The sequence below is a fragment of the Pseudarthrobacter sp. SSS035 genome (assembly GCF_023273875.1).
Taxonomy (GTDB): Bacteria; Actinomycetota; Actinomycetes; order Actinomycetales; family Micrococcaceae; genus Arthrobacter.
Genome location: NZ_CP096882.1, coordinates 4673873 through 4696203 on the forward strand (window position 1 = coordinate 4673873; position 22331 = coordinate 4696203).

Consider the following 22331-nt stretch of genomic DNA (forward strand, 5'->3'; position numbering starts at 1 on the left):
AACGCACAGTTGGATAATCATCGGCCTGCGGACATGCCTACTTGGGGGATAACTATGAGTCAAAGGGATTCGGAAGCCGAGGCTGGATGGGCGAAAGCCGAGAAAATAGCCACAGGCATTACCGACCACGGAATTGCGAGAGCATTGAGGACTTACTACCTGGTCTTCGTCCCCATAGGAGCCTTGCTCCTGATTGGCCTGGGTTTCATCGTTTCTGCACTTGCACTTCAAATCGGCTTCGACGATTGGATTGGACCTCTTGGTGTTGGCGTTTCCGCCGCGTCACTGGGAGCTTTCATAGGTGGGTTCGTCTATGCCAGGAAAAGAGTAAACCCGCTGGTGCAGCCCCAGCGACAAGGAGCAGCGATTTGGTTGGAAAAGCCTGAACGCAAGAACGTTAATGATCAGATATTCGGGAAAGTTCCTCCCAGGTCTGAGCATCTACCCGCCGTTCGAGGAATCGCTGCACAGACCAGACAGGCTCTTGCCCTGCAGCTTCTGCTGGCACCTGGATACATACTCATGTGCGCAGCGCAGTTGCTGCTCAACGTCCGCCAAGGCTTCGAGGGTATTTCCTGGATCTGGCCCGTCCTGACGGCACTCTTCGCGGGGGTCTTCACTTTTTCCATCTGGCAGTTCAAAAGATCCGAGCACTTCCTGAGCATCACCTCAGCGCAAGACCCGCCGAAGAGCCCAAGCTAACTCCCGGAAAAACCTCAAGCGTTCAACTCGTCCCACAACAACACGTCTCGCTGCCAGTCAATTCCGGGCAGGGGAGAGGCGTTAAGGTCCGGCTAATTCGACGTCTCGGTTCGCTGGATACGGCTCGACTTGGAGGTCGCAAGCCCGTTTCAATAGGCCGCCGGACAGCACAGATCTCATCACACACCATCAACGATGAACAGGTCCACGGCGAGAAATCCGATTAAAACGCCGACGGGACAGAAATTAAACGCGACTGTAGTACTAGGTGACGCACGACCGTGGTCATCACGCCAAAGCTGCATTTTCGCCGAGATACGTTGTCGGCTTTTGGAATCAGGTGTTGCCGGATTCTAGAGCTCGCTACCACAGACTTGACGCGCATCCGGTCGCCAGACCGTGTGCAGAGCAATGTCGAGCAGCTTCCGCTCGCCTAAATCTGTGACGACCCAGACAAACCCTTGTTGCGGGAAAATGGCGTCAACCGACGCGCGCCGAACTTCACCGGTTTCGTGACCAATCACAACCACTCGGTGCCCCGGCGCAAGTAACAGGAAGGATTCGACTTCACAAGTTGTGAGGGAGTCTTTCGGCCCGTTTCGTCCCGCTGCGAGGTTTGCAGCCGCCTTCCGCAGCGAGCAGGTAGCTTGGCCGGCCGTGGGGCATGCGCCCAGCATCAAGCTGACGGCCGTCTCGCCGAAGATACCGCCGTTATCTTGGTTCATCGGAGGTGTCACCCCAGCTTTCCCGCGTCCTGTCCGGTGGCAGCTCACAGTTCAGCCGAGCCTCGTAGCGGCCTGGGGCCGCCGTGTTACCAGGATGCCGACACGTTCGGTCATTGCCACGGGCTTCAAGAGCTCCAGCGCCCTGTCCAAGGCTGCGTCTAATTCCATTCGTGTTTGAACGGCTACGATGAGACGATCGGGCGCTGCTTGAATGGTCATAAGTCCTCACTCTCTTGGCTGGCTTTCCCCGCCGTCGGTGACAACCGCTTGGCGGTCGAATTTTTTGAGGTCATAACTGCGATTACGTCAATCAGTCAAAGCCAATACCGGCTGATCGTCGGCACTATTGACAGGGCTGGCGAGGTTGAATCGTTCGCCATCAGCCTGCTCCGCGCCGATTATCTTCCAGTCCATTTGCTGGCCGTTCGCTGCGGGCATAAGTTCGCCCTCGCCAACAAAGCGCGCGGGTCCGGTCCCGCCAATGGGACTCCACCAACCGCTAGCGGGGCAGTGATGACCAGTCCGGGACCGGGACTTCCTCAGGTCTACGGGGATTACGGTGGATCTCTTCTTCATGTGAGTTCGCTTCCTTCTTGAGCTATTTCGGGCGGCCGGCCGCAAGGGACTAATCAGCTCGGACTCGACCCTGATTTCATATCCGAGAGCCTCACCGAACAGTTCCCGGCCGCAGACGCCCTCCGGGGCAAGCCAGATCAGTGAGTAATTCGGCCCGACGTCATCAACGCGCCGGACATTTCATCTCGAAAGCTCACCTCCATGCGTAATCCCCGGAGTTGACTTCAATCTCCGAAGGCAACGCCGATATCACCCTTGGGTGCCTTCACGTGCGGCCCCTGTCCGTCGCGAATATCCCAATTCATCAGGCGGCGAAACCGTCCGCGATGTCTAACACGGTGTCCAGGATGGCCAGGCCCTTCTGGGTGTCTTCCGCGCCGGTGTTGCACGGCGGGACGACGTGGATGCGCTTGAAGTTCGCGAACGGGAGCAGGCCGCGGGGACTTGCAGGCGGCCACTAGCTGGTTCATTTCCGGGCTTGAGCCGCCGTACGGGGCCAGGGGCTCGCGGGTCTGTCGGTCCTTGACGAGTTCGATTGCCCAGAAGACGCTTTTTCCGCGGACTTCGCCGACGGAGGGGTGGCGTTCGGCGAATCCGCGGAGGGCTGGGCCGATGACGGTCTCGCCGAGGGCTGCCGCGTGCTTGACGATCTGTTCGTTCTCCATCGCGTTGATGGTCGCCACGGCGGCAGCCGCCGCGAGCGGGTGGCCCGAGTAGGTCAGGCCGCCGGGGTAGAGGCACAGCATCACTTAGGGCAACCGTGAAGGAACCGAAGTCATGTCGAGTGACCAGAATGCCCTGACGCTCTCCTGCATTGCCCGTGTTCTGGTCATGGTCACGGCTTCATTGAGCCGGCGATCCATGCTGGCACGGTCGGTCGCGGTGACTGCGATTGCGAGGTCAATAGGGTTTTTCATGGGTCGGACTTCCTCGTATCTCGATTGTGTGGTGCGCTATCATGAGCTAACTGTGGCCCCGTTGCCGGATGTTGATCTCGCGACTGGCCAGACTAGACGAGTAGTTCCTGTCCGTCAGATACGCAAGGTATTCATCCACGTGCTAGAACTGCGGCGCGTCCTGGCCGGCCCCCGCCCATCCACCGTTGCGCGCTTCAAGCCCAAGTCCGCGATCGCAAGAACAGGTGTTCCAGGTTCGAGGGCTGGCCCGCACGCTCTCCAGCGTGGGGGCTCAGCGGGACGAGACCTTGCCAGATAGTTTTGCAATTGGAGCCAGGATGAGCGGCCTCGCCGCGAACCAGGCGGCCACCACGAGCACCAGCGAACCAGCAAAGATCCAGAATCCGGTCCAGTTCACCGCATCCGTACCGCCATACATGTGGTTAAGGTTGCGCAGCGCACCCGTGGCCAAGACGAGGGCGACGTGGAAGATGATGAAGATCACGAAGTAGAGCATCACCGGAAAATGCACGGCGCGGGCCAACTCGATCGGATACGCCTTGTTCAGTGTCGTGGTCTTCTTCGGCCACAGGCCTGACATTCGCACTCCCGTGATGGCGGCGAGTGGGGCGGCGATGAACACGGTGGTGAAATACGCCAGCTGTTGGAGGCTGTTGTAGTTAACCCAGCCGTTCTCCGTCGGCCAGTCCAGGGAGATGTACTGGATCACAGCCGATAGCGCGTTGGGGAACACTTCCCAGCTCGTTGGCACAATCCTCGCCCAGTGCCCGGTCGCAATCAGCAAGACGACGAACACGGCGCCGTTAACAAGCCAGAGCACGTCGAGGGACTGGTGCAGCCATAGGGCTAGGCTGATCTTACCTTTGCCGCCCTTCGACCATTTAGGTGTCCAGAATGCAGCCGGACGTTTCTCAGTGCGCACTTGCAGGCCGGTTCGAATGATCAACACGATGAAGAACATGTTGAAGAAGTGCTGCCACTGCACCCAGGCGGGAAATCCTGACTGCGTACCCGCGGGCAGGTGATACTCCCCCGGGAATGCGACGAGAAAGCTCTGCAAGAACTCGAGTGTCATGAGCCAGCGCACCAGCAGGACAATCATCGCCGCCAGAACGAGCGCTGCGGCCCCGCCGGTGAGGATGCCGGTATTCGACTTCCACGACCATATGCTGGGTTTTGCGCCGAGTTGTGCCGCCGGCGCAGTCGAGGCGACCGCGGGCGGGGTATCGGCTAGGCCAGTCCGGGCCCTGCCAGTCGGTAGCGAGGACGGCGTGGGCTCCGGCTCAGCGGCAAGGGATGCGGTGGGCTTGCTGTTCTCGAGCGAGCCCGCTTCCGGTGTCCTCATGGCTGGATGTGCCCCCATTTCGGCGGCCCGCGAAGTCGCGAGGCCGGTGCTTGCTTGCGCTTTGTTAGCACTGCCCGCTTCGCTGAGGGGTCCAGACGTCGGCGCTGATAGGGCAGCCCCTTCGTCAACTCGCGGCAGGCCGCGACGAACGGTTCGTGTGGATGGAGCAGAGCGGATAGGGGCAGCAGTGGCAGAGGGCTCGCGCGGGGCGGACTGAGCATCCGAGAGTAGGGGCCATGGGTCTCCGCCCGGTACCCGGGGTAGGCCTCGACGGATCGAACTCTTGAGGTGCGGCCGATCCGCAGCGCACGGCTGCGGCGATACGGGCGTCTGCTCGGCCATCTCACGAACCGGAGCGTCGTCGACGATGGAGCCGAGGTCCACCACATCGGAAGTGGCCGTTTGCTCAGCAGGAGGCGCCTCTTCTGTGAGCGGCCAGGGCTGTCCCCCGGCATGACGCGGAAGCCCGCGGCGAAAGCGCGACCCATACTTTGCCATTGGTTATGCCTTGTGCGCGTCGAGGGCCGCGATCAGGCCGGGAACGACCGTGAACACATCGCCGACAACACCAAAATCGGTGATATCGAAGATTGGTGCATCCGCATCCTTGTTGATCGCCACGATGGTTTTTGCGGTCTGCATGCCCGCGCGGTGCTGAATGGCCCCGGAGATGCCGAGGGCAACATACAGCTGGGGCGAGACGGATACGCCGGTCTGGCCAACCTGGTGAGACTGCTCGATATACCCAGCGTCGACGGCGGCACGTGATGCGCCTATGGCGGCGCCCAGCGTATCGGCGAGTTGTTCGACGAGCGCGAAGTTCTCAGTGGAGCCGAGGCCGCGCCCGCCCGACACGACCTTCGAAGCACCACGAAGCTCGGGACGGCTCGACACCTCCGTCGACTCTGCAAAGGAGACGATCGTCGCTGCGGCCTTGCCGGAGGCTGCTACCTCGAGCGTCTCAATGGCTACGATTTGGGGCCGGGCGGGAGAATCGATTGCTCCCTGCCGTACCGTGATGACCGGGAATCCCCACGTCGCGGCAGACGAGACGTTGTATGCGCCGCCGTAGACAGAGTGTGCGGCCACAATTCCCTCATCGTCGCGGGATATGCCAACTGCGTCCACGGCAAGACTCGAACGCGTGCGTGCGGCAAATCGCCCGGCAACGTCGCGCCCTTCGATCGAGTTGCCGATCAGCACCGCATCGGGCTTTACCAGCTCGGCTGCTGCGGCGAGCGCATCGACGGTGGGAACTGTGAGCGCGGTCGTGAAATCGGCGGCATGCGCAACAAGCACACGCGCCGCACCTGCTGCACTTGCCGCCTCCGCCGCTCCAGGGCCGGCTTCCGGCGGCGACACTACAAGCGCGGCTGGGGTTCCCACCGCTGCTGCTGCGCCCAGCAGGGCTACCGTGCTCTTCGTGAGCTCGCCTGACGGGGTCAGTTCGGCCAGCACTAGGATGGAATCGGCTGCGTAATCAGTCATGGTTCTTTCCTCACACGAGTTGATTCTCGATGAGGAACTGGGCCAGCTTCGCCCCAGCATCGCCCTCATCGCTGATCTTGACGCCGGCCCCACGCGGGGGCTTCTCGCCAACCGAAATAATGATCGAACGGGCCGCCTCTGGTTTATCGGGGTCAACATTGAGCTGTTCCAGTGTCAGCGTCTCGAACGGTTTCTTCTTCGCGGCCATGATTCCCTTGAAGTTCGGGAACCGTGCATCGGGCATGCGCTCCGTAACCGATATCACCGCCGGGAGGGGTGCAGAAACTTTCATCGTTCCCGTATCCGTCGCACGCTGGCCGGTTATGAGATCCAATTCGATCTCAACCGAGGTCAGCTGGGATATCTGCGGCACTCCGAGCCACTCCGCGATCATTGCCGGCAGCACAGCGCCCGAGCCGTCAGTCGACTGATTTCCCGCTATCACGAGGTCATAGCCAATGTGCTGGATGGCCGCGGCGAGCACCTCGGCAGTGAGGCCGAGATCCGCGCCCAAGAGAGCCTTGTCGGTCACATGAACGGCACTGGATGCGCCCATTGCCAAGCCCTTGCGCAGCGTCGCGGCTGCGTCGGCCGGGGCCATCGAGAGCACTTCCACCTCGGTGCCGGGGTTCTTGTCGGCGTACGACAGTGCAACCTCGAGAGCTCGTTCCCCGATCTCGTCGAGAACGGTATCGCTCGCGGTACGATCGGCGAGCCCAGTTTCTAGGCTGAGTTTCCGGTCCCCGTAGGTATCGGGAACCTCCTTCATGAGAACAACGATTTTCATCAGCATCTCCTTCACACAAGAAGCGTCAATCGATTGGATGTCGATTATCAAGCGCTTGGTCCATTTCTCGACAGGCAACTCAACTTTTCGAAAAGCATGACGAGTTTCATGGCGTACCCCGACTCGATGCGTCCCTCACCTCTCGGCGATCCTCGATGGGAGGGGTGCCCGAGCGTCCATCTGTGGACTCGTTGCCAGCAATGATCAGATAGGAAGGAACCCATACAGAGTTTCAAGGCGCCCTTCGAACAGTAAGTGACATGGAGCACAGGTGTCAAGGCGTGTGTGCTACTTTCACTTAGTGATACTTACTAGTCTTCTATTTAGGCGGTAGGAGTTGTCCACTTCTCCGTATAGCAAACTGCCCAAGGTAGACAATAAATTGCACATTTCAATGCGTTGCGAGTCCTTGACTTTCTAATTCGGATAGCGGGATACTTGCACTGTGCAAACACAAGTATCAACTGATGAAAGTACGGGCACGCGCACTCTGCGACGCGGGCTCTCGATTCTGTCGCTCTTCAGCGTGGAGCGACCGGTGCTGATGCAGTCAGAGATCTCACGCCTGCTCGCTCTGCCGCTCCCCACAGTGGTTCGGTTCTGCCACACCCTGGTCCTGGACCAGTACTTGAAGCAGGATCCGATCACACGAGAATTGCGACTTGGGCCTCAGATCCTCCGCCTAGCCGGCAAACCGGAGAGCGGCGTGACTGACTTCGTGCGAAGCTGGATGCGACAGCTGAACGAGGAGTTCAACGAGGACGTCAACCTCGCCATACTCGACGGGACCCATGCCCTATACCTCGACTCGATTCCGAGTACCAGGGTTCTATCCACTCAAACGGTGGTTGGATCCCGCATCCCGGCACACAGTACCGCGATCGGCAAGTCTCTCCTCTCCCAGCTTGATGATCAGATCATCCGAGACCGCCTCGGTCCCGGGCCGTACGAAATACGCACCGAGCACACGCTTCACACGTGGAGTGAGCTCAAGGCCTCCCTCGATCAGATCCGAGAGAGTTCGATCTCCCGGTCGACTGACGAGTACGAACCCGGGCTGAGTGGGTTTGCCGTCCCGCTGAGAAATGAGCCAGGCGCTCCCCCTCTCTCCCTGTCAATCGCCATACCAACCATTCGATGCACTGAGACCACGGTTCGGAAGGTCGTTGATGCCCTCCTCCACCCCTTCGTGCAGTGAGGTCCAATGGACCGCGAATAATCCAATGCCCCCCAACTACGAGGAGACGAAGACCATTATTGATACAGCACACCGGCTCACAGACGTGCCGAAGGAACTTGATGACTGGGCGCGTCAACTGTCGGCAGAACTCAATGACCGTGGAGAGAATCAGTTCAATGGCTCCCCCGCTGATACGGACTCCCGGTACGCATACGAAAGAATGGGCGCTGCCGGCATTATCGGACTCGGCTGGCCTACCGGCCTAGGTGGCCGCGCGATGGATGCGGTCGATGTCGTCCGGATCGAAGAGCGCCTCGGGTACCACTGGCTCCCCATGTGCGGGTACCTGCTTTCCGTCAAGACCATTGGGCAGGCGATTCTCGAATTCGGCACCCTGGAGATGATAGACAGCTTCATTCCGCAGATGGCAGCGGGCAAGGTCATGTTCTGCCAAGGATTTTCTGAGCCCGGTGCCGGCTCCGATCTGGCATCGATTCGGACACGGGCAACTCTTGAGGGCGACTCCTGGGTCGTAAACGGGCACAAGATCTGGACCTCCAGCGCCGAACTGGCCGATTGGATGTATCTGGCGGTTCGGACCCATCCTGAACTTCCTCGCCACAAGGGCCTGTCGGTGATGCTACTCGACATGCGGTCCCCCGGGGTGCGGGTCGATGTACATCACACGGTAGGAGGCACGACGTTTGGAGAGGTCATCCTCACCGATGTCAAGGTTCCTGCGGCCAACGTTCTCGGCGAAGTCAATGACGGCTGGAAGGTCTTGATGGGTTCGCTCGATTTCGAACGAGTGACGAGCGAAAAGGTCGGCGTCGCCATGTGGGTCGTGGACCGGCTCGAAGAGCTTGCATCCCCCACGCAGCGCAAAGCGATTCTCGCACTCCGCGGAGAGCTGGAAGCGTGTCGACAAATCGGCCACGAGGCTACCCGGCTCATTGTCGCCGGCGAGAACGTGAGTCGCGAATCCTCGATGTGCAAGCTCTCCGTCTCGCTCGCCATGGAAAAGGCCGCAGCGCTCAGCCTTGAAGTCTTGGGAGCTCAGGGACTGGTCGATCGCGGGCCATCAACACTGGGCGACGGTCGTTTGGCCGCCTTCCAGCGAGCTTCAGTGTCTATGACGATCGCTGGCGGTGCATCAGACGTCCAGCGAAAGGTGATCGCTCAGCAGGGTCTCGGTATGCCGCGATGACATCCAGGGAGAGAAACGCAGAATCAGGGAACAACCGCCCTCTGGAGGGCATTCGGGTTATCGACTATTCCCAGTTCGTGGCAGGGCCGCTGTGCACGATGCTGTTGGCAAGTCTCGGTGCGGACGTCGTCAAAGTCGAATCTCCGGTTGGGGATGCCTATCGACACTACGAACCGCTGGGCGACAACGAAAGCACACGCTTCTACGCACTGAATCAGGGGAAGCGATCCGTCGTCTGCGATTTGAAGACAGCGGAAGGACGGGCGTTCTCGGACAGCTTGATTGCAACGGCAGACGTCGTTGTTCATAACATGCCGCACCAGCGCGCAGCCCTGTTTGGGCTCGACAGCGAAACGATCCGCGGAATTAACAGCGCCGCGGTTGTTGCTGTAGTATCCGCGTTCGGCACTCATGGCCCGAAGTCAGGGCAAGTCGGTTACGACCTGATTGCACAGGCGTATTCCGGCCTGCTCATGGCGGACGCGGATCCCGGCGACCAAGTTCCGCGTCGCAGTGGCGGGATTCCTTTTTCCGATATAACGTCCGGGCTTCTCGCATGCATTAGCGTGCTTGCGGGCCTGACCAACACGACATCGCAAACATCTCGGCATTTCGAAGTCTCGCTGCTCTCTGCATCGCTACTCACGCAGATCCAGGACTTCGTCAGGCTTGAGAAGGCTCCACGCCCAGGGGTAGATTCCCACGGAATCGCGAATGTCGGCGATCTCACCGCGGTGTCCGAGTCCGTGCGCAGTTCCGCCGAACTTGAACCTTACTACCGCTGCTACGAAGCAGGCGACGGCTTCTTCGCCCTCGCCTGTCTGACGATAACCCAGCGGGAGAAGGTACTGGAGCTGCTAAGCCTGGAGGATCCATGGGTCGCTAACCCACAATCACCGCCGGCCAATGATGTAGAACGAGAAATTCGTACCGGACTAGCCCGCTCATTCGCAAGACAATTCCGTGAAGCATCGGCGAGCCACTGGATCGAACAGTTCCGCCTCGTGGCGGTTCCCGCCGGAGAAGTTCGCCTCCTGACGCAACTCTTCGATGACGAGCAGGTAGAGGCCAACGGATTGGTTCGTCGCCACCAACAGGCTCGTGGCGGATCCGTGGACGTTTATGGGACCCCCTTCAAGATCAATGGGATACCCAGCCTCACTAAGCGACCTGCCCCGCGATTAGGGCAACACAACGTTGAACTGCAAAAAGAACTTTCCAAGCGTGAGGAATACGCAAAATGACCACCGAAGTAGAAACCTTCGCTTCTTCCGTGCGCCAACTCGTAGGGACGATCAACTCTAGCGATTCGTGGCGCCCCGGCGCTCATATCGACTCCCAGGATCCCGCGCTTACTGCCGGCCTTCACGATCTCGGTTGGGGGGATCTCGTCGGCGATACAGACTTCCTCCCCTTCGTCGGAGCCGCCGCGCTGGAACTCGGACGCGCCGCTCTCACCCCATTTGACGTGACGGGGCTGCTGGGTGGTAGCCCGGTTGTCAGTGGGCTCGCAATGCACGGTGCAGTGGGCAGCGCGGTTGCCGTTCCGGAAAAGAACGGTTATCAGCTCAAGACCATCACGGCCAGCAGCCCGGTTAACTTCTCGGACTCTCTCGGCGTGCATCTGGTCGAGGCTACAACAGACCAAGAATTCATCGAAGACGGGGACCTCAGACGGGCCGCCTGGGAGGCAGCAGTCGTTGGATACTTCGCAGGGCTTGCCATAGGGGCTGTCGATATGGCGATCTCCCATGCGGCGGAACGCCAGATCTTCGGAAAGACGCTCGCGCACGTTCCGGCAGTACAGCAGCGGATAGCGGATGCCGCAACGACTGCCACAGCGCTTCGTCTCTCCGCCGCCAGCGGGGCGCACGGCATCGCGGCCATCGCATACGCCTCCTCACGAACCTGGGCGGTGATGGCCCACTGTCACCTCGTCTTTGGTGCGATCGGATACACCCTCGAATTTCCACTACAGCGATACGCGCGCCACACCAAGGCGCTCAGCACGTTTGTGAACGGCTGGGTTGATCAGCAGATCCTGATTGAAGCATGAGCACCTTTATCGTGACAGGCGGGTCATCCGGAATCGGGCTCGAGATTGCAAAAACATTTGCCCGGGCTGGACACAACGTCGTGCTGGTCGCCCGCGATCAGGGTCGTCTCGACCTCGCCTCCCGAGAGATCGCCTCTTTCGGAGTGGCGTGCGAGACTGCAGCACTAGATGTGCGCGACGCCGACGCGGTCGCTGCGCTGATTGATCGCCTCCCGGAGGTTGACGGCGTTGTCAACAACGCGGCCGGAAATTTCGCCAAACCCACGGTCGATCTATCGCTCAACGGATTTCGTGCTGTCGTCGAGATATCGCTCTACGGGACGTTCAACTTCAGCACGGCAGTCGCCCGACGGTTGATGGCGGAGAAGAAGCGCGGCGCCATCTGCAACATCATCGCGACATATGCGTGGACGGGCGCACCGGGCGTTGCGCATTCCGCGGCGGCTAAAGCTGGCATGCTCGCTTTCACGAAGTCAGTGGCGCGGGAGTGGGGGCCTAACGGCATACGTGTGAACGCCGTCGCACCGGGATTCGTCGCCACAGACTCCGCAGTTGCCAACATCCTGTCTACCCGTGGGGCGAGCGAACGAATGCTCGACATGATTCCGCTGGGCCGCTTCGCCGAAGCGAAAGAGATCGCGGAAGCGGTCACCTTTTTGATGAGCGAGAAAGCGGATTACATTACCGGCGGGGTGCTCACAGTGGACGGCGGACGCTCGCTGGGCCTCACTATGCACGGCCAAGACCCGGCAGGAAGCTGACACGATGACGGACGTTTTCTTAGTCGGCGGTACCAGGACTCCAATCGGCCGCTTTGCCGGAGGGCTCTCCACCGTGCGACCAGATGACCTGGCCGCACTCGTTATCGCCGAAACAGTAGCCCGCAGCGGTGTACCGACGGGTGCTATTGACTCGGTCCTTTTCGGCGCCGCCAACCAGGCCGGCGAAGATAACAGGAACGTTGCTCGCATGGCTTTGCTGCTTGCGGGGCTGCCAGACGAAATTCCGGGAATCACCGTCAATCAACTGTGCGCTTCCGGCCTCGCATCGGTGATGTTCGCGGCCCAAGCAATCAAGGCAGGAGAGGCAGACGTCATTCTCGCTGGCGGCGTCGAATCAATGACCCGCGCTCCCTGGGTCCAGGCGAAGCCAGAGCGTGCTTTCGCTAAGCCAGGCGAGATCAGCGATACCTCAATCGGTTGGCGCTTCGTTAATCCCCGCCTGGCTCAGCGCGATAAGGCGACCCTGACGATGCCTGAGACCGCGGAGGAAGTTGCCGATCTCGATGGGATCTCTCGTGCTGACGCCGACGAGTTTGCGATGCGCTCCCACGTGCGCGCCCTCGCGGCCCAAGACGCCGGGCGGTTCGCTGGTGAGATTGTCGCAGTTCCGACAAACAACGGCGACATCCTGCACGACGAAGGACCCCGGCCCGACTCAAACCTGAAAACCCTGTCAGGATTGCGTTCCGTCGTCAGACCCAATGGCGTTGTCACCGCAGGAAACTCCAGCTCGCTCAATGATGGCGCGGCGGCGATCCTGGTCGCGAGCGAACAAGCGGTCAAGCGCTACGGCCTCACTCCGAGGGCGCGAGTTCTGGGAGGTGCAAGTGCCGGTGTCGCGCCAGAGATCATGGGGCTCGGTCCCGTGCCCGCGACCCGGAAGCTCCTCAACCGACTTGGCTTGACGGTGCAGGATCTTGGTGCCGTCGAACTCAATGAGGCTTTCGCGACCCAGTCGCTGGCGTGCATCCGCCGGCTTGGTCTCGATCCCGAAACTGTCAACGCGGACGGCGGGGCAATTGCACTCGGGCATCCGCTCGGGGCGTCCGGAACCCGCATCCTCATCACCTTGCTCGGCCGGATGGAGCGCGAAGACGCTCATCGCGGTCTGGCAACCATGTGTGTTGGTGTCGGACAAGGGGCAGCACTTGCAGTGGAGCGCGCATAGATGTCCAACATAATCCTTGAGAAGCTCGCCGACCGCTGGCACGTTACCCTCAACCGGCCAGAAGCGCGCAACGCAATCGACCGGGACACGGTGCAGGAACTCCATGCGGTCTGCGACGCGCTCGAACGCGAACCTCGAGTTCTTATCTTGTCCGGTGCGGGCGGGATTTTTGCTGCCGGTGCCGACATCCGCCAACTTCTCAAACGGGGTGCGTCGGATGCCCGCGCCGGCATCAATACGAATTTATTCACCCGCATCGCTGAGCTTCCGATGCCGGTCATCGCCGTGGTGGATGGACATGCGCTCGGCGGCGGGGCAGAACTTGCCTACGCCGCTGACTTTCGCATAGCCAGCCACTCCGCCCGATTCGGCAACCCGGAGACCAAGCTGGGAATCATCGCAGCGGGTGGCGCACTGTGGCGTCTGCCGGCCCTCGTCGGCGAGCCGGTCGCCAAGCAGGTCCTGCTGGCCGGGCGAATCCTGGACGCCGAAGAGTCGCTGCGCCTGAACCTGGTAATCAGCCTTCACGAGCCGAAGGACCTGCGCACGGCCTCAGATGCTCTCGTCGATCAGATTCTGAAAGGCGACCCTCTTGCGATCCAGAAGACCAAAGCCGTACTCGCGGGCGACAGCGAGACCCATCCGCGCGCCGATCTCGAAGCACAAGCCATTCTCTTCGAATCTGATGCCAAAACTGAGCGGATGACCGCATTTTTGGAAGGTAGACGATGACAGCGACTCTGGTTCCGACAGAAGTTGGCGTACTCGGCGGTGGAAGGATGGGCGCCGGGATCGCGCATGCGTTCTGCGTTGCGGGCTCACGGGTGATCGTCATAGAGCGTGACGCTGCCGCCGCGGCTGCAGCCAGGGATCGCGTCCTCGCATCCCTCAGCGCCAGCGTTTCCAAGGGTGCAACCACAGAATCGTTGGCGGATCTTGCTGCGCGTGTTTCCGTCGGTACTGACTACGCAGCGTTCTCGCAGGCAGAGCTCGTGATCGAAGCCGTTCCGGAAGACCTCGCACTGAAGGCCGGGGCCCTGCAGGCGATCGAACAAAACCTCAGCGAAACGGCGTGGCTGGCCAGTAATACGTCGTCGATCTCCATCGACCTACTCGCGAGCGGGTTGGCACGTCCCGACCGCTTCTGCGGCATGCATTTCTTCAACCCTGTGCCATCTTCACGCCTGGTCGAGATAGTCGTATCCAATGTCAGCGATGCGGAATTGGCTCGTCTGGCTCGGGGCTGGGTCGCGGGTCTGAAGAAGACCGCAATTGTCGTCAAAGACTCGCCGGGTTTTGCCAGTTCGAGGCTCGGTCTGGTACTGGGACTAGAGGCGATCCGCATGGTGGAGGAAGGCGTCGCCTCGCCGGAGGACATCGATGCCGCCATGGTGCTCGGCTACCAGCATCCGATAGGACCACTCAAGTTGACTGACATTGTGGGCCTGGATGTTCGGCTCGGCATCGCCGAGTATCTCGCTACGACGCTGGGTGGCCGGTTTGAGCCGCCGGCACTCTTGCGCCTGATGGTGAAGGAAGGTCGACTGGGACGCAAGACCGGTAACGGTTTCTACACCTGGCCCGACGGAGCATGATCGGACGAGGCATGGACGCCTATAGAGCGAATGCCCGGTGACGCCATGACCACAAAACTTCCCACCCAGTTCCTATGCATCGCCCTGCTTGCCGGGTTCTGCTCCAGCAACGCTGTCGTCGGGCTGCCACTCCTTGTGAACGCTTCAGCGTCCCCATCCTCTTACATGGGCTTTCTGCTCGCCCTGCTGCCCCTCGGCACTGCTCTCGGTGCTTTCGTCACCGCTCCCGTCCGAAATCGATTGGGTTCGGCTGCGGCCACTCTGTCGGGTGCGATCTTCGTCCTGGTGATCGGAAGCGTGACCCTCACGGTCTCTACAGCGACTTTGGCACTCGCTATCGGCATGATTCTGGTCGGTATGGGAGAAGGAATTTTCTGGGTCTGCAGTCAAGTTCTGCTCTCAATCAACTCTCAATCGGCCGGAAACCATTCGGCGTACCTGTCCCAGTACGCCCTGTATACGGCAGGCGTGTTCATCGGTGCAGCCTTGACCGGAGCGTTCGTTGCTGTATTGGAAGCCATCGGCACCGAATCGCTTCTCGCCGGGCGGGTCAGTCTTGGTCTGGGTGTTGCCGCCTCCGCAACTGCTTTTCTGGTGTGGTGGCCGAAGCGGTGGTCGATTGTCGATGCCGCTGGCCGCGCGATCATCAGCTGGAGAATCATCACGCACGGCCTGACCCTTCAAGTTCAGGATCTTCTCATCGTCTCGGCACTCGCGGTTGTGTCGCTGTTGGCGCCGCTCACCCTCCTCGATACGTTCTCGTTTTCCCCGTTCGCGGTCGGAGCGGCGATGGGCTGTATCGCACTGAGCAAGATTGCAGGCACTATCGCCGCCCGCTTCTCAACGCGCGCGTTCGGGAGCCGGAAGACAGTGCTGGCTTCATTAATCACCGGACTCGTCGCCTGCCCGGTTTTGGCGCTCTCCGGGGCACCCGTCTATTTCGTTGTGGCCATGTTTCTCGCGTCGATGTCTCTGACCGGCATCTGGCCACTCATCGTCGCTGAAGCCCAGAACGCAGCACCAATATCGCTCCGGGGTCATGCCGCTGTCGCCTGGAATATTCGCGAGTACATCGTCATTGCAGCATCCGGAGTTGCTGGGACATGGCTCTATTCGAACCTGGGTCGACCCATGATGTTCGCTGCTGCGGCTCTTCTGCTGACCTTAGCCACAATCGCCACGATTAGAATGCCTACGTCCGACAATCAGGCCCTTCCTGTTAACGCCAACCGAAAACGGGGCCAATAGTGCCAACTGAAAACAGGGCCATGAGCTATGGGCAGGTTAAATGGTCAACCAAACCTTCAGCAGTCCCATGAGCCTGTTCCGCGGGTGGATCAGATTCCAAAATGGTGTTGACGCTACCTTGGAGTGCATGGCCAACTGATTGAACCCTGTAAACGCGTTCACAGATACAAGAATGACTGCAGGTCTAATTCGCTGAAGGATCAACATCGTGCAAATAGCAGCAGCGTTGCTGCCTGGAATCAACCAGTCCTTTGAAGCACACGGCTCGAATTCGATGAGCCGAAGATCGGAGAGGTGTTGGTTCGGTTCGCAGCCTCAGGTGTCTGCGCCTCTGATGCCCATCCGCAATCCGGACGCAACCCCGCACCACTTCCGCTGGACCGAATGATCACGCAGACATACGAACTGGATGAAATCAACGCTGCCTTCGCTGATCTGCGGGCAGGAAAGCTGAATCGCGGTGTCATCATTTTCGACGAAGAACTCGCGGGTATTTCCACCGCCTCGTGATGAGGTGGCGTCAACTGCGCAATGAAAAGGAACAGCATGACCGTGTCATCAGAAACATTGTCTGCCGGCGAGGCAGCGGAGATGGTTTCCCGGGAGGGTTCCGGTGGTCTGGCGGTGCCCTCGGTCGTCCAGGCCTTCGCCGTCATCGATTTGCTGGCCGACTCCGGCAGCCGCATGCGTCTGGCGGAGGTCGTCTCCGCCACCGGTCTTCCGAAAACGACGGTGCACCGGTTGTTGAGGACGCTGGGCATGCTAGGGATCACGCAACGCGACAACGACGGATTCATCCTCGGCCCGGCATTGGCCCGGTACGGCAATGCCCGGGTTCCCAACCACGGCGAAATCATCGGGCTGTTCTACTCAGTAATCGGGCGCATGCAAGAGGAGCTGGACGAAACGGTGCAGCTGGCGGTTCTTACTCCGCCCGACGTCACCTTCATAGCTTTTATCGACAGCAGCCGGTCCGTCAGGCTCGCCACACGCCTGGGACGCCGCCTGCCGGTCCACGCCTCGGCGACGGGCAAAGCCTTGTTGGCGTTCAGCCAGGAGGAGACGGTGAAAAACGCCTTGGAGGGACCCCTGGCTGCATTGACTGAGTGGACCATTACCGACCGAAGCGTGATTCTGACCCAGCTAAAAGCTGCAAGAGCCCGCGGCTGGGCCAGTGAATCGCAGGAATCCGCGGCCAACCTCAGCTGCGTGGCTGTACCGGTTCTTGATGCGACGGGGCATGCCCTGGCCGCCATCACCGTGTGCCTGCCCATGCCAATCATTCCCGAACCACGCCAAAGGCACCTTGCCGGCATCGCCACCCGCTATGCCCGCGAGCTATCAAGCCGGATCAGCCACTGATCCAGGAAACACCCGGGACGCCGCCGTCCCTAGACCACTCACCGGAAAGAAGTTCATGAGTAAAAGTACAAACAGCCGCGACACCGTTGCTGGCGTGGCCGTTCCAACCAGCCTTTTCATCAACGGGGCCTGGCGCCAATCAAACGGAGGGAGGTTGTTCGATGTGGCCGACCCGGCCACCGGAAAGGTCATCGCCACGGTCTCAGACGCCGACACAACCGATGCCGAAGAAGCCCTCGCTGCCGCAGCCCAGGCACAGCAGACATGGGGCCTCACCAGCCCGCGGGAACGGGCGGCCATTCTGCTCGCCGCGTTCTACGCGGTTCAGGCCAAGCGCCATGAGATTGCAGCTGTCATCACGGCCGAAATGGGAAGGCCGCTGGCAGAGTCTCTGGCCGAAGTCGATTACGGCGCCGAATTCCTCCGCTGGTTTGCCGAGCAAACGGCCCACGTGCACGGAGACTACGGCCCCTCGCCGTCCGGGGCGTTCCGTGTCGTGACAACAAAGGTCCCCGTCGGGCCGAGCCTTCTCATCACACCCTGGAATTTTCCGCTCGCCATGGGCACCCGGAAAATCGGTGCAGCATTGGCGGCCGGATGCACCGTCATCCTCAAGCCTGCAGCGCAGACCCCCCTGACGGCTGCCCTCCTCGTCGAGATCCTTGCCGACGTCGGTGTCCCGGACGGCGTGGTCAATCTCATCCCCACCAACGACGCCGGCGGCCAATCCAAGGCCCTCATGAATGATGCCAGGCTGCGCAAGGTCAGCTTCACCGGATCCACCACTGTTGGATCCGTGCTCCTCCGCCAGGCGGCCGACCATGTCCTGAAGTCCTCCATGGAGCTCGGGGGAAACGGACCGTTCCTCGTCCTCCACGACGCTGACGTTGACGCTGCCGTTGACGGGGCGATGATTGCCAAGTTCCGAAACGGCGGACAATCATGCGTGGCCGCAAACCGGTTCATCGTCCACAAAAACGTCGCCGACCGGTTCACGGCTGAACTCGCCGACCGGACAGCTGCCCTCAAAGTCGGCGAAGGCACCATCGCCGGTGTCGGCGTCGGTCCGCTTATCGACGCCCGCCAACGCGACAAAGTGCATGAACTCGTCGCCGACGCAGTGCAAAGGGGCGCACGTGCACTTTGCGGCGGATCCCTGATCGAGGGTGAGGGATACTTCTACGCGCCGACCGTGCTGGCAGATGTCCCATCGGACGCCAGAATCAATCACGAGGAAATCTTCGGACCGGTTGCACCCATAACCGTCGTCGAAAGTGACGAGGAGGCCATCAGGCTCGCCAATGACACCCCCTACGGCTTGGCAGCGTTCGTTTACACCGGTGATGGTGCCCGGGCGTTCACCGTCGCCGAGCGCTTGGAAGCAGGCATGATCGGGATCAACCGGGGACTGGTTTCAGAGGCCGGAGCCCCCTTCGGGGGAATCAAGGCCTCCGGGCTTGGCCGTGAAGGCGGCCACCTCGGCATCGAGGAATACCTCGAAACCAAATACTTCGCCCTCGATCTGACGGTGCCGTCGGCCCGGAATGAAGGAGCAGCACTGTGAGCTCTGAAACGAACCTCATGTCCCAAGCCCAGCCAAGCCAGCGTCAATCCGGCGTCTTTTTGCGCCGGCTCACGGCGGCCACCGGAGGCGGCATGTTCCTGGACGGGTACGTCTTTGCAGCCATCGCCGCGGTCATCGCCGGAGGAACTTTCACCAGCGACCTCGGTGTGTCACCGCTCATCTTGGCCTGATTTCCTCCGCGACACTTGTCGGCACCGTCGTCGGCGGGCCGGTCATCGGGTACCTCACCGACATCTTCGGACGGAAGCCGATGTTCTTTGTGGACATCTGCACGTTCTTGGTCTGCTCACTGTTGATGTTGGCCGTTACCGATGCCTGGCAGATCGTGGCCCTGGGCATCGTGCTGGGTATGGCGATCGGTGGCGACTATGCCATCGGGTCGCCACTGCTGGGCGAATTCACGCCGGCCCGAAGCCGCGGAAACTATCTCAGCATTCTGGAAATCCTGTGGAATGTCGGATACGTCGTGTCCTTCCTGATCGGATACCTGGTTCTGCACGCATTCCCACAGGCCTGGCACTTCATTCTGGCCAGTCCCGCTATCCCTTCCCTGATCATCCTCCTGCTCCGGCACAACCTCCCTGAATCCCCGCGTTGGCTGCTGGGCAAGGGCCGCGTCGCCGAAGCGCAGGCGATCCTCGCGAAGATGCCCCAGTCCCTGGCGATATCCTCCTTCGCCCGGGAAGAACCGGAAAAAACGCGCTGGACGACGCTCTTCACGAAGGACTACGTCGGCCGCACCATCTTCTGCTCCGTCTTTTGGATCTGCATCGTCATTCCCTACTTCGCCCTCGTGTTCTTCCAGTCTGAAGTTCTGGCTGTAATCGGCTTGGAAAACCCCATTATCGGGGCACTGATTGGGACATGCGTGGCCTTGGTGGGGCCGCCGTGGGCTGGCTCCTGATCGATCGGGTCGGACGCCGCCTCATCCTCATCGTTCCCATGTTCGCCACCTGCGTCTTCCTGGTTCTGGTCGCCCTGAACAAGGTGCTGGACATGTCCGTCGGTGTAACGGTCACAGCTTTCTTCGGCTACCTGTTTTTCTACGGAATCATGAGCATCCTGTGCGGGGTCTACCCGCTGGAAGTGTTCCCCACCTCAGTCCGCACCTCCGGCATGGGCTTCGCCGCAGCAATGTCCCGCGTCGGGGCCGCCACCGGAACGTTCCTTCTGCCGATCGTGCTCGCAAGCTTTGGCTTGAACGTGGTCCTGTTTGGCCTGGCGGCGGTATGCCTCATAGGAGGGGTCACGGCCTTCTTCATGGCCCCTGAAACCGCCGGCAAAGAGCTCACCGAAACCGGCAGCCCCCAAGGGACAGACCGAAAAGTACGCCGTGAGCCCGCAGTCAGCCGCCCCTAAGCTGTTAGAGACATCTAGATACCCAAGGAGTACAAAGTGACATCGGAGAACATCGACGGCAGGCTCGCCCAGGGATGGGGAGGGGAGGCCCCAAACGGCATACACGTAAATGTCCTTCTTGCCCGACGGGGAAGCCCCACCGCGGCTTCAATAACCACCGCGTTCACGTCCCCGGCCCCGGGCTTCACGCCGATTCTGGCAAGCCTGGGACCGGACCAGAAATCGTACGTGACGCTTAATCCGCCCACCGTGATACTAAACAAGTCCAAGCCGGACACGGATTTTCAGGAGACCTTGATATTCGGCGCGGCCCAAGTCGGCATCGCCCAGGGTGTCCTTGACGCCGTCGCCGACAGCCTGCTTGCCCCCGATCAGGAAACCATCGTCCTAGTCTCCCTGTGGATAGACCCCAAAGCCGACGACGAAACCGAGGCACGCAAGAACTCCCGGATCGCTACCGGTCGTGCGGTCCGGGAAGCAATACTCGGCCGTTCCGAGGGCGAACGGCAGGAGCTCGTCAAACAACGCGATCTCATCACACACCCCTTCTACTCAGGCCAGTAATACTGCCTAGCTGGCGCCGGGTCCGGATTAAGGACCCGGTGCCGGATGGGGTTCCAAAGCCCCACGGTTGGAATGTCGCCACGCTGCAGGTGCCGTGGTGCGAAACTTCATTAACACGTATTGACTGATGAATTGTTTGAGGTACTTCCGCTGGATGGCCAGCGAAGCTGTTGTCCGAAGGAACGACGTACGCCTTTTTCGAGGCGGTCCAAGACTGCTCGAAGCAGGTTCGTGGCGCGCTTGTCGAGCAGCTTGGCACCGTCAAGCATCCGTTCTACCGCGGTAGGCAGCTGACATTTCGCCTCGTGCGTACCGAGGATTAGCCGCCCATTAGCGCGGTGTGTATTCCCGAAGTGGCGAGGGCAAGCGTCGTAAGCGTGATCCGAAATGACATCCCTTCGCTCGCCGCGGATCAGGAACAATAGATTTTCGACAGGAATATTAATGTCATGGTGGATTGAGATTTCCACGTGGTCAGGGTGGATCGGGTGCGTGCTGTCGTCCGTGTTGGCTCTTCCACAGGCCATTGCACTCCTGCGACGCAGGAACGTGTCCGGACTCTCGATTCTGCCATGGCGGGCGCTGCTGACAGCCAACGCGGCATGGGCGGTGTATGGATGCATAACGGAGCAGATCCCGGTTGTCATACCGAACACCGTATCGGCGACCGTGTCCGCATTCGTGATCGTTCTCATCGCGCGCGCAAACGGCCGGAACGTTCCCGCCCAGCTGACGGCACCGCTCGTGATCGCGGCCGTTGCTCTATTGGCGGCACCTGTTCCCGTACTCTTCGGCGTGATCACGATCCTGCCGAGCTTCGTCGGATGGATGGTGCAGCTCCTTCAGATACGTCGCTTCGGGCGTCCGCCGGGCTTGTCGTTCGGCGGTGTCCTCCTTTACCTGTTCTGCCAATTGACCTGGCTCACATATGCGTTGCCGCGAGGTGAAATCGCGCTCGTCACCTCCGTCTTGCCACTCATTCTCATCGCCGCTGTCACCGTCCTCGGATACCTGGCTGCCGCGCCGGCCTCCACAGGGGGTACCGACAAGAGCGGAAAGCAGCTGAATACTCGAGCTCGCCGCCCGACAACGACCGTCGCACCAACATCGTCCCCGCCTAACCCTGGTCTAAGCCCTGATCCACCGAAGGGCTCGCTGTGGACCCCGGGGTTTCGTTGGCATATCAAGACCTGCAGCTGAACCGGCCGGCGCATCTGCTTTGCCACGGCAAAGGGCGCAAAGACCGCATCACGCCTCTGGACCGACCCACTGCAGCGGCCCTGCGCCTATGGGTCGCGCAAAACGGTGACAATCAGCCCGACAGTGCGCTCTTCACCAGGCAAGGCGGCACACGACCCATCAGTCGCGACGCGGTCGCCGCCAGGCTCCGCCTCCACGGCGGCGAAGCTCTGCCCGAGTCTGGGCACCAAGAACATCACGCCCCACACGCCGCGGCACACCACCGCAATTCGGATGCTCGATGCCGGAATCGATATCACCACCATCGCGCTCTGGCTCGGGGACGAATCCACCAATCGACCCAGGCATACCTCCACGCCGACCTGGGGATGAAGGAACGGGCCCTGAATCGACTCTCACCTCCCGGCACATCCCACCAACGCTATGCCCCTACCGGCCAACTGCTCACCTTCCTCGAGAGCCTTTAGTTATGCCGAACTATTCAC

General features: G+C 60.7%; 25 protein-coding genes and 1 pseudogene. 19 read left to right on the forward strand and 7 right to left on the reverse strand.

The window, feature by feature from the left end; genetic code table 11:
• Positions 1–54 precede the first annotated feature (54 nt).
• Positions 55–702: a hypothetical protein gene (locus MUN23_RS21730; protein ID WP_248761089.1), complete on the forward strand. Its 648-nt coding sequence runs from the start codon at positions 55–57 to the stop codon at positions 700–702.
• A 353-nt stretch (positions 703–1055) separates the two neighbouring features.
• On the opposite strand, the gene MUN23_RS21735 is transcribed toward MUN23_RS21730, so the two are convergent.
• From MUN23_RS21735 to MUN23_RS21760, 7 genes and pseudogenes are all read right to left on the reverse strand, one after another.
• Positions 1056–1427, reverse strand: coding sequence for a hypothetical protein (locus MUN23_RS21735; RefSeq protein WP_248761091.1), 372 nt, complete (start codon positions 1425–1427; stop codon positions 1056–1058).
• 306 nt (positions 1428–1733) lie between these two features.
• Positions 1734–1865: a hypothetical protein gene (locus tag MUN23_RS23520; RefSeq protein ID WP_256468665.1), complete on the reverse strand. Its 132-nt coding sequence runs from the start codon at positions 1863–1865 to the stop codon at positions 1734–1736.
• A gap of 442 nt (positions 1866–2307) precedes the next feature.
• Positions 2308–2737: pseudogene (locus tag MUN23_RS21740) on the reverse strand (aminotransferase class III-fold pyridoxal phosphate-dependent enzyme); the annotation flags it as partial.
• A gap of 15 nt (positions 2738–2752) precedes the next feature.
• On the reverse strand, positions 2753–2920 hold the full coding sequence (locus MUN23_RS21745; protein WP_248761093.1) for a hypothetical protein: 168 nt from the start codon (positions 2918–2920) through the stop codon (positions 2753–2755).
• Positions 2921–3191: 271 nt separating this feature from the next.
• Entirely contained in the window at positions 3192–4265 is a 1074-nt protein-coding gene (locus MUN23_RS21750; RefSeq protein ID WP_248761095.1) for a cytochrome b/b6 domain-containing protein, read from the reverse strand.
• A 501-nt stretch (positions 4266–4766) separates the two neighbouring features.
• Positions 4767–5753, reverse strand: a complete 987-nt coding sequence (locus MUN23_RS21755; protein WP_248761097.1) for an electron transfer flavoprotein subunit alpha/FixB family protein — start codon at positions 5751–5753, stop codon at positions 4767–4769.
• Positions 5754–5763: 10 nt separating this feature from the next.
• Positions 5764–6540: an electron transfer flavoprotein subunit beta/FixA family protein gene (locus tag MUN23_RS21760; RefSeq protein ID WP_248761099.1), complete on the reverse strand. Its 777-nt coding sequence runs from the start codon at positions 6538–6540 to the stop codon at positions 5764–5766.
• 445 nt (positions 6541–6985) lie between these two features.
• Here MUN23_RS21760 and MUN23_RS21765 point away from each other — a divergent pair, with 445 nt between their 5' ends.
• From MUN23_RS21765 to MUN23_RS23715, 18 genes are all read left to right on the forward strand, one after another.
• Positions 6986–7738: an IclR family transcriptional regulator gene (locus MUN23_RS21765; protein WP_256468667.1), complete on the forward strand. Its 753-nt coding sequence runs from the start codon at positions 6986–6988 to the stop codon at positions 7736–7738.
• Positions 7739–7763: 25 nt separating this feature from the next.
• The gene (locus tag MUN23_RS21770; protein WP_248761102.1) at positions 7764–8927 is read left to right on the forward strand and encodes an acyl-CoA dehydrogenase family protein; all 1164 of its coding nucleotides are present in this window, start codon (positions 7764–7766) and stop codon (positions 8925–8927) included.
• Positions 8924–10171: a CaiB/BaiF CoA-transferase family protein gene (locus MUN23_RS21775; protein ID WP_248761103.1), complete on the forward strand. Its 1248-nt coding sequence runs from the start codon at positions 8924–8926 to the stop codon at positions 10169–10171. The genes MUN23_RS21770 and MUN23_RS21775 overlap by 4 nt, the downstream gene beginning before the upstream one ends.
• Positions 10168–10983, forward strand: a complete 816-nt coding sequence (locus tag MUN23_RS21780) for an acyl-CoA dehydrogenase family protein (protein WP_248761104.1) — start codon at positions 10168–10170, stop codon at positions 10981–10983. Before MUN23_RS21775 ends, MUN23_RS21780 begins: the two co-directional genes overlap by 4 nt.
• Positions 10980–11744, forward strand: coding sequence for an SDR family oxidoreductase (locus MUN23_RS21785; RefSeq protein WP_248761105.1), 765 nt, complete (start codon positions 10980–10982; stop codon positions 11742–11744). Before MUN23_RS21780 ends, MUN23_RS21785 begins: the two co-directional genes overlap by 4 nt.
• 4 nt (positions 11745–11748) lie before the next feature.
• Positions 11749–12933 (forward strand): acetyl-CoA C-acyltransferase, encoded by a 1185-nt coding sequence (locus tag MUN23_RS21790; RefSeq protein ID WP_248761106.1) that lies wholly within the window; start codon positions 11749–11751, stop codon positions 12931–12933.
• Positions 12934–13665, forward strand: a complete 732-nt coding sequence (locus tag MUN23_RS21795) for an enoyl-CoA hydratase/isomerase family protein (protein WP_248761107.1) — start codon at positions 12934–12936, stop codon at positions 13663–13665. It abuts the gene before it with no gap.
• Positions 13662–14528, forward strand: a complete 867-nt coding sequence (locus MUN23_RS21800; protein ID WP_248761108.1) for a 3-hydroxyacyl-CoA dehydrogenase family protein — start codon at positions 13662–13664, stop codon at positions 14526–14528. Before MUN23_RS21795 ends, MUN23_RS21800 begins: the two co-directional genes overlap by 4 nt.
• 45 nt (positions 14529–14573) lie before the next feature.
• Positions 14574–15776: an MFS transporter gene (locus MUN23_RS21805; protein WP_248761109.1), complete on the forward strand. Its 1203-nt coding sequence runs from the start codon at positions 14574–14576 to the stop codon at positions 15774–15776.
• A gap of 384 nt (positions 15777–16160) precedes the next feature.
• Positions 16161–16286 (forward strand): hypothetical protein, encoded by a 126-nt coding sequence (locus MUN23_RS23525; RefSeq protein WP_256468669.1) that lies wholly within the window; start codon positions 16161–16163, stop codon positions 16284–16286.
• A gap of 36 nt (positions 16287–16322) precedes the next feature.
• A complete protein-coding gene (locus MUN23_RS21810; protein WP_248761110.1) occupies positions 16323–17138 on the forward strand; it encodes an IclR family transcriptional regulator in 816 nt (271 codons plus the stop codon).
• A gap of 55 nt (positions 17139–17193) precedes the next feature.
• Entirely contained in the window at positions 17194–18702 is a 1509-nt protein-coding gene (locus MUN23_RS21815) for an NAD-dependent succinate-semialdehyde dehydrogenase (RefSeq protein ID WP_248761112.1), read from the forward strand.
• On the forward strand, positions 18699–18893 hold the full coding sequence (locus MUN23_RS21820) for a hypothetical protein (protein WP_248761114.1): 195 nt from the start codon (positions 18699–18701) through the stop codon (positions 18891–18893). The genes MUN23_RS21815 and MUN23_RS21820 overlap by 4 nt, the downstream gene beginning before the upstream one ends.
• A complete protein-coding gene (locus tag MUN23_RS21825) occupies positions 18893–19627 on the forward strand; it encodes an MFS transporter (protein ID WP_256468754.1) in 735 nt (244 codons plus the stop codon). The genes MUN23_RS21820 and MUN23_RS21825 overlap by 1 nt, the downstream gene beginning before the upstream one ends.
• Positions 19588–20082, forward strand: coding sequence for an MFS transporter (locus tag MUN23_RS21830; RefSeq protein WP_248761115.1), 495 nt, complete (start codon positions 19588–19590; stop codon positions 20080–20082). The genes MUN23_RS21825 and MUN23_RS21830 overlap by 40 nt, the downstream gene beginning before the upstream one ends.
• A 36-nt stretch (positions 20083–20118) precedes the next feature.
• Positions 20119–20646, forward strand: a complete 528-nt coding sequence (locus MUN23_RS21835; protein ID WP_248761116.1) for a formaldehyde-activating enzyme — start codon at positions 20119–20121, stop codon at positions 20644–20646.
• 444 nt (positions 20647–21090) lie between these two features.
• Positions 21091–21846 carry a SemiSWEET family sugar transporter gene (locus tag MUN23_RS21840; protein WP_248761117.1) on the forward strand — a complete coding sequence of 252 codons (756 nt, stop codon included), beginning with the start codon at positions 21091–21093 and terminating at the stop codon, positions 21844–21846.
• Positions 21804–22313: a tyrosine-type recombinase/integrase gene (locus tag MUN23_RS23715; protein WP_371875950.1), complete on the forward strand. Its 510-nt coding sequence runs from the start codon at positions 21804–21806 to the stop codon at positions 22311–22313. The genes MUN23_RS21840 and MUN23_RS23715 overlap by 43 nt, the downstream gene beginning before the upstream one ends.
• The last annotated feature ends 18 nt before the right edge of the window (positions 22314–22331 follow it).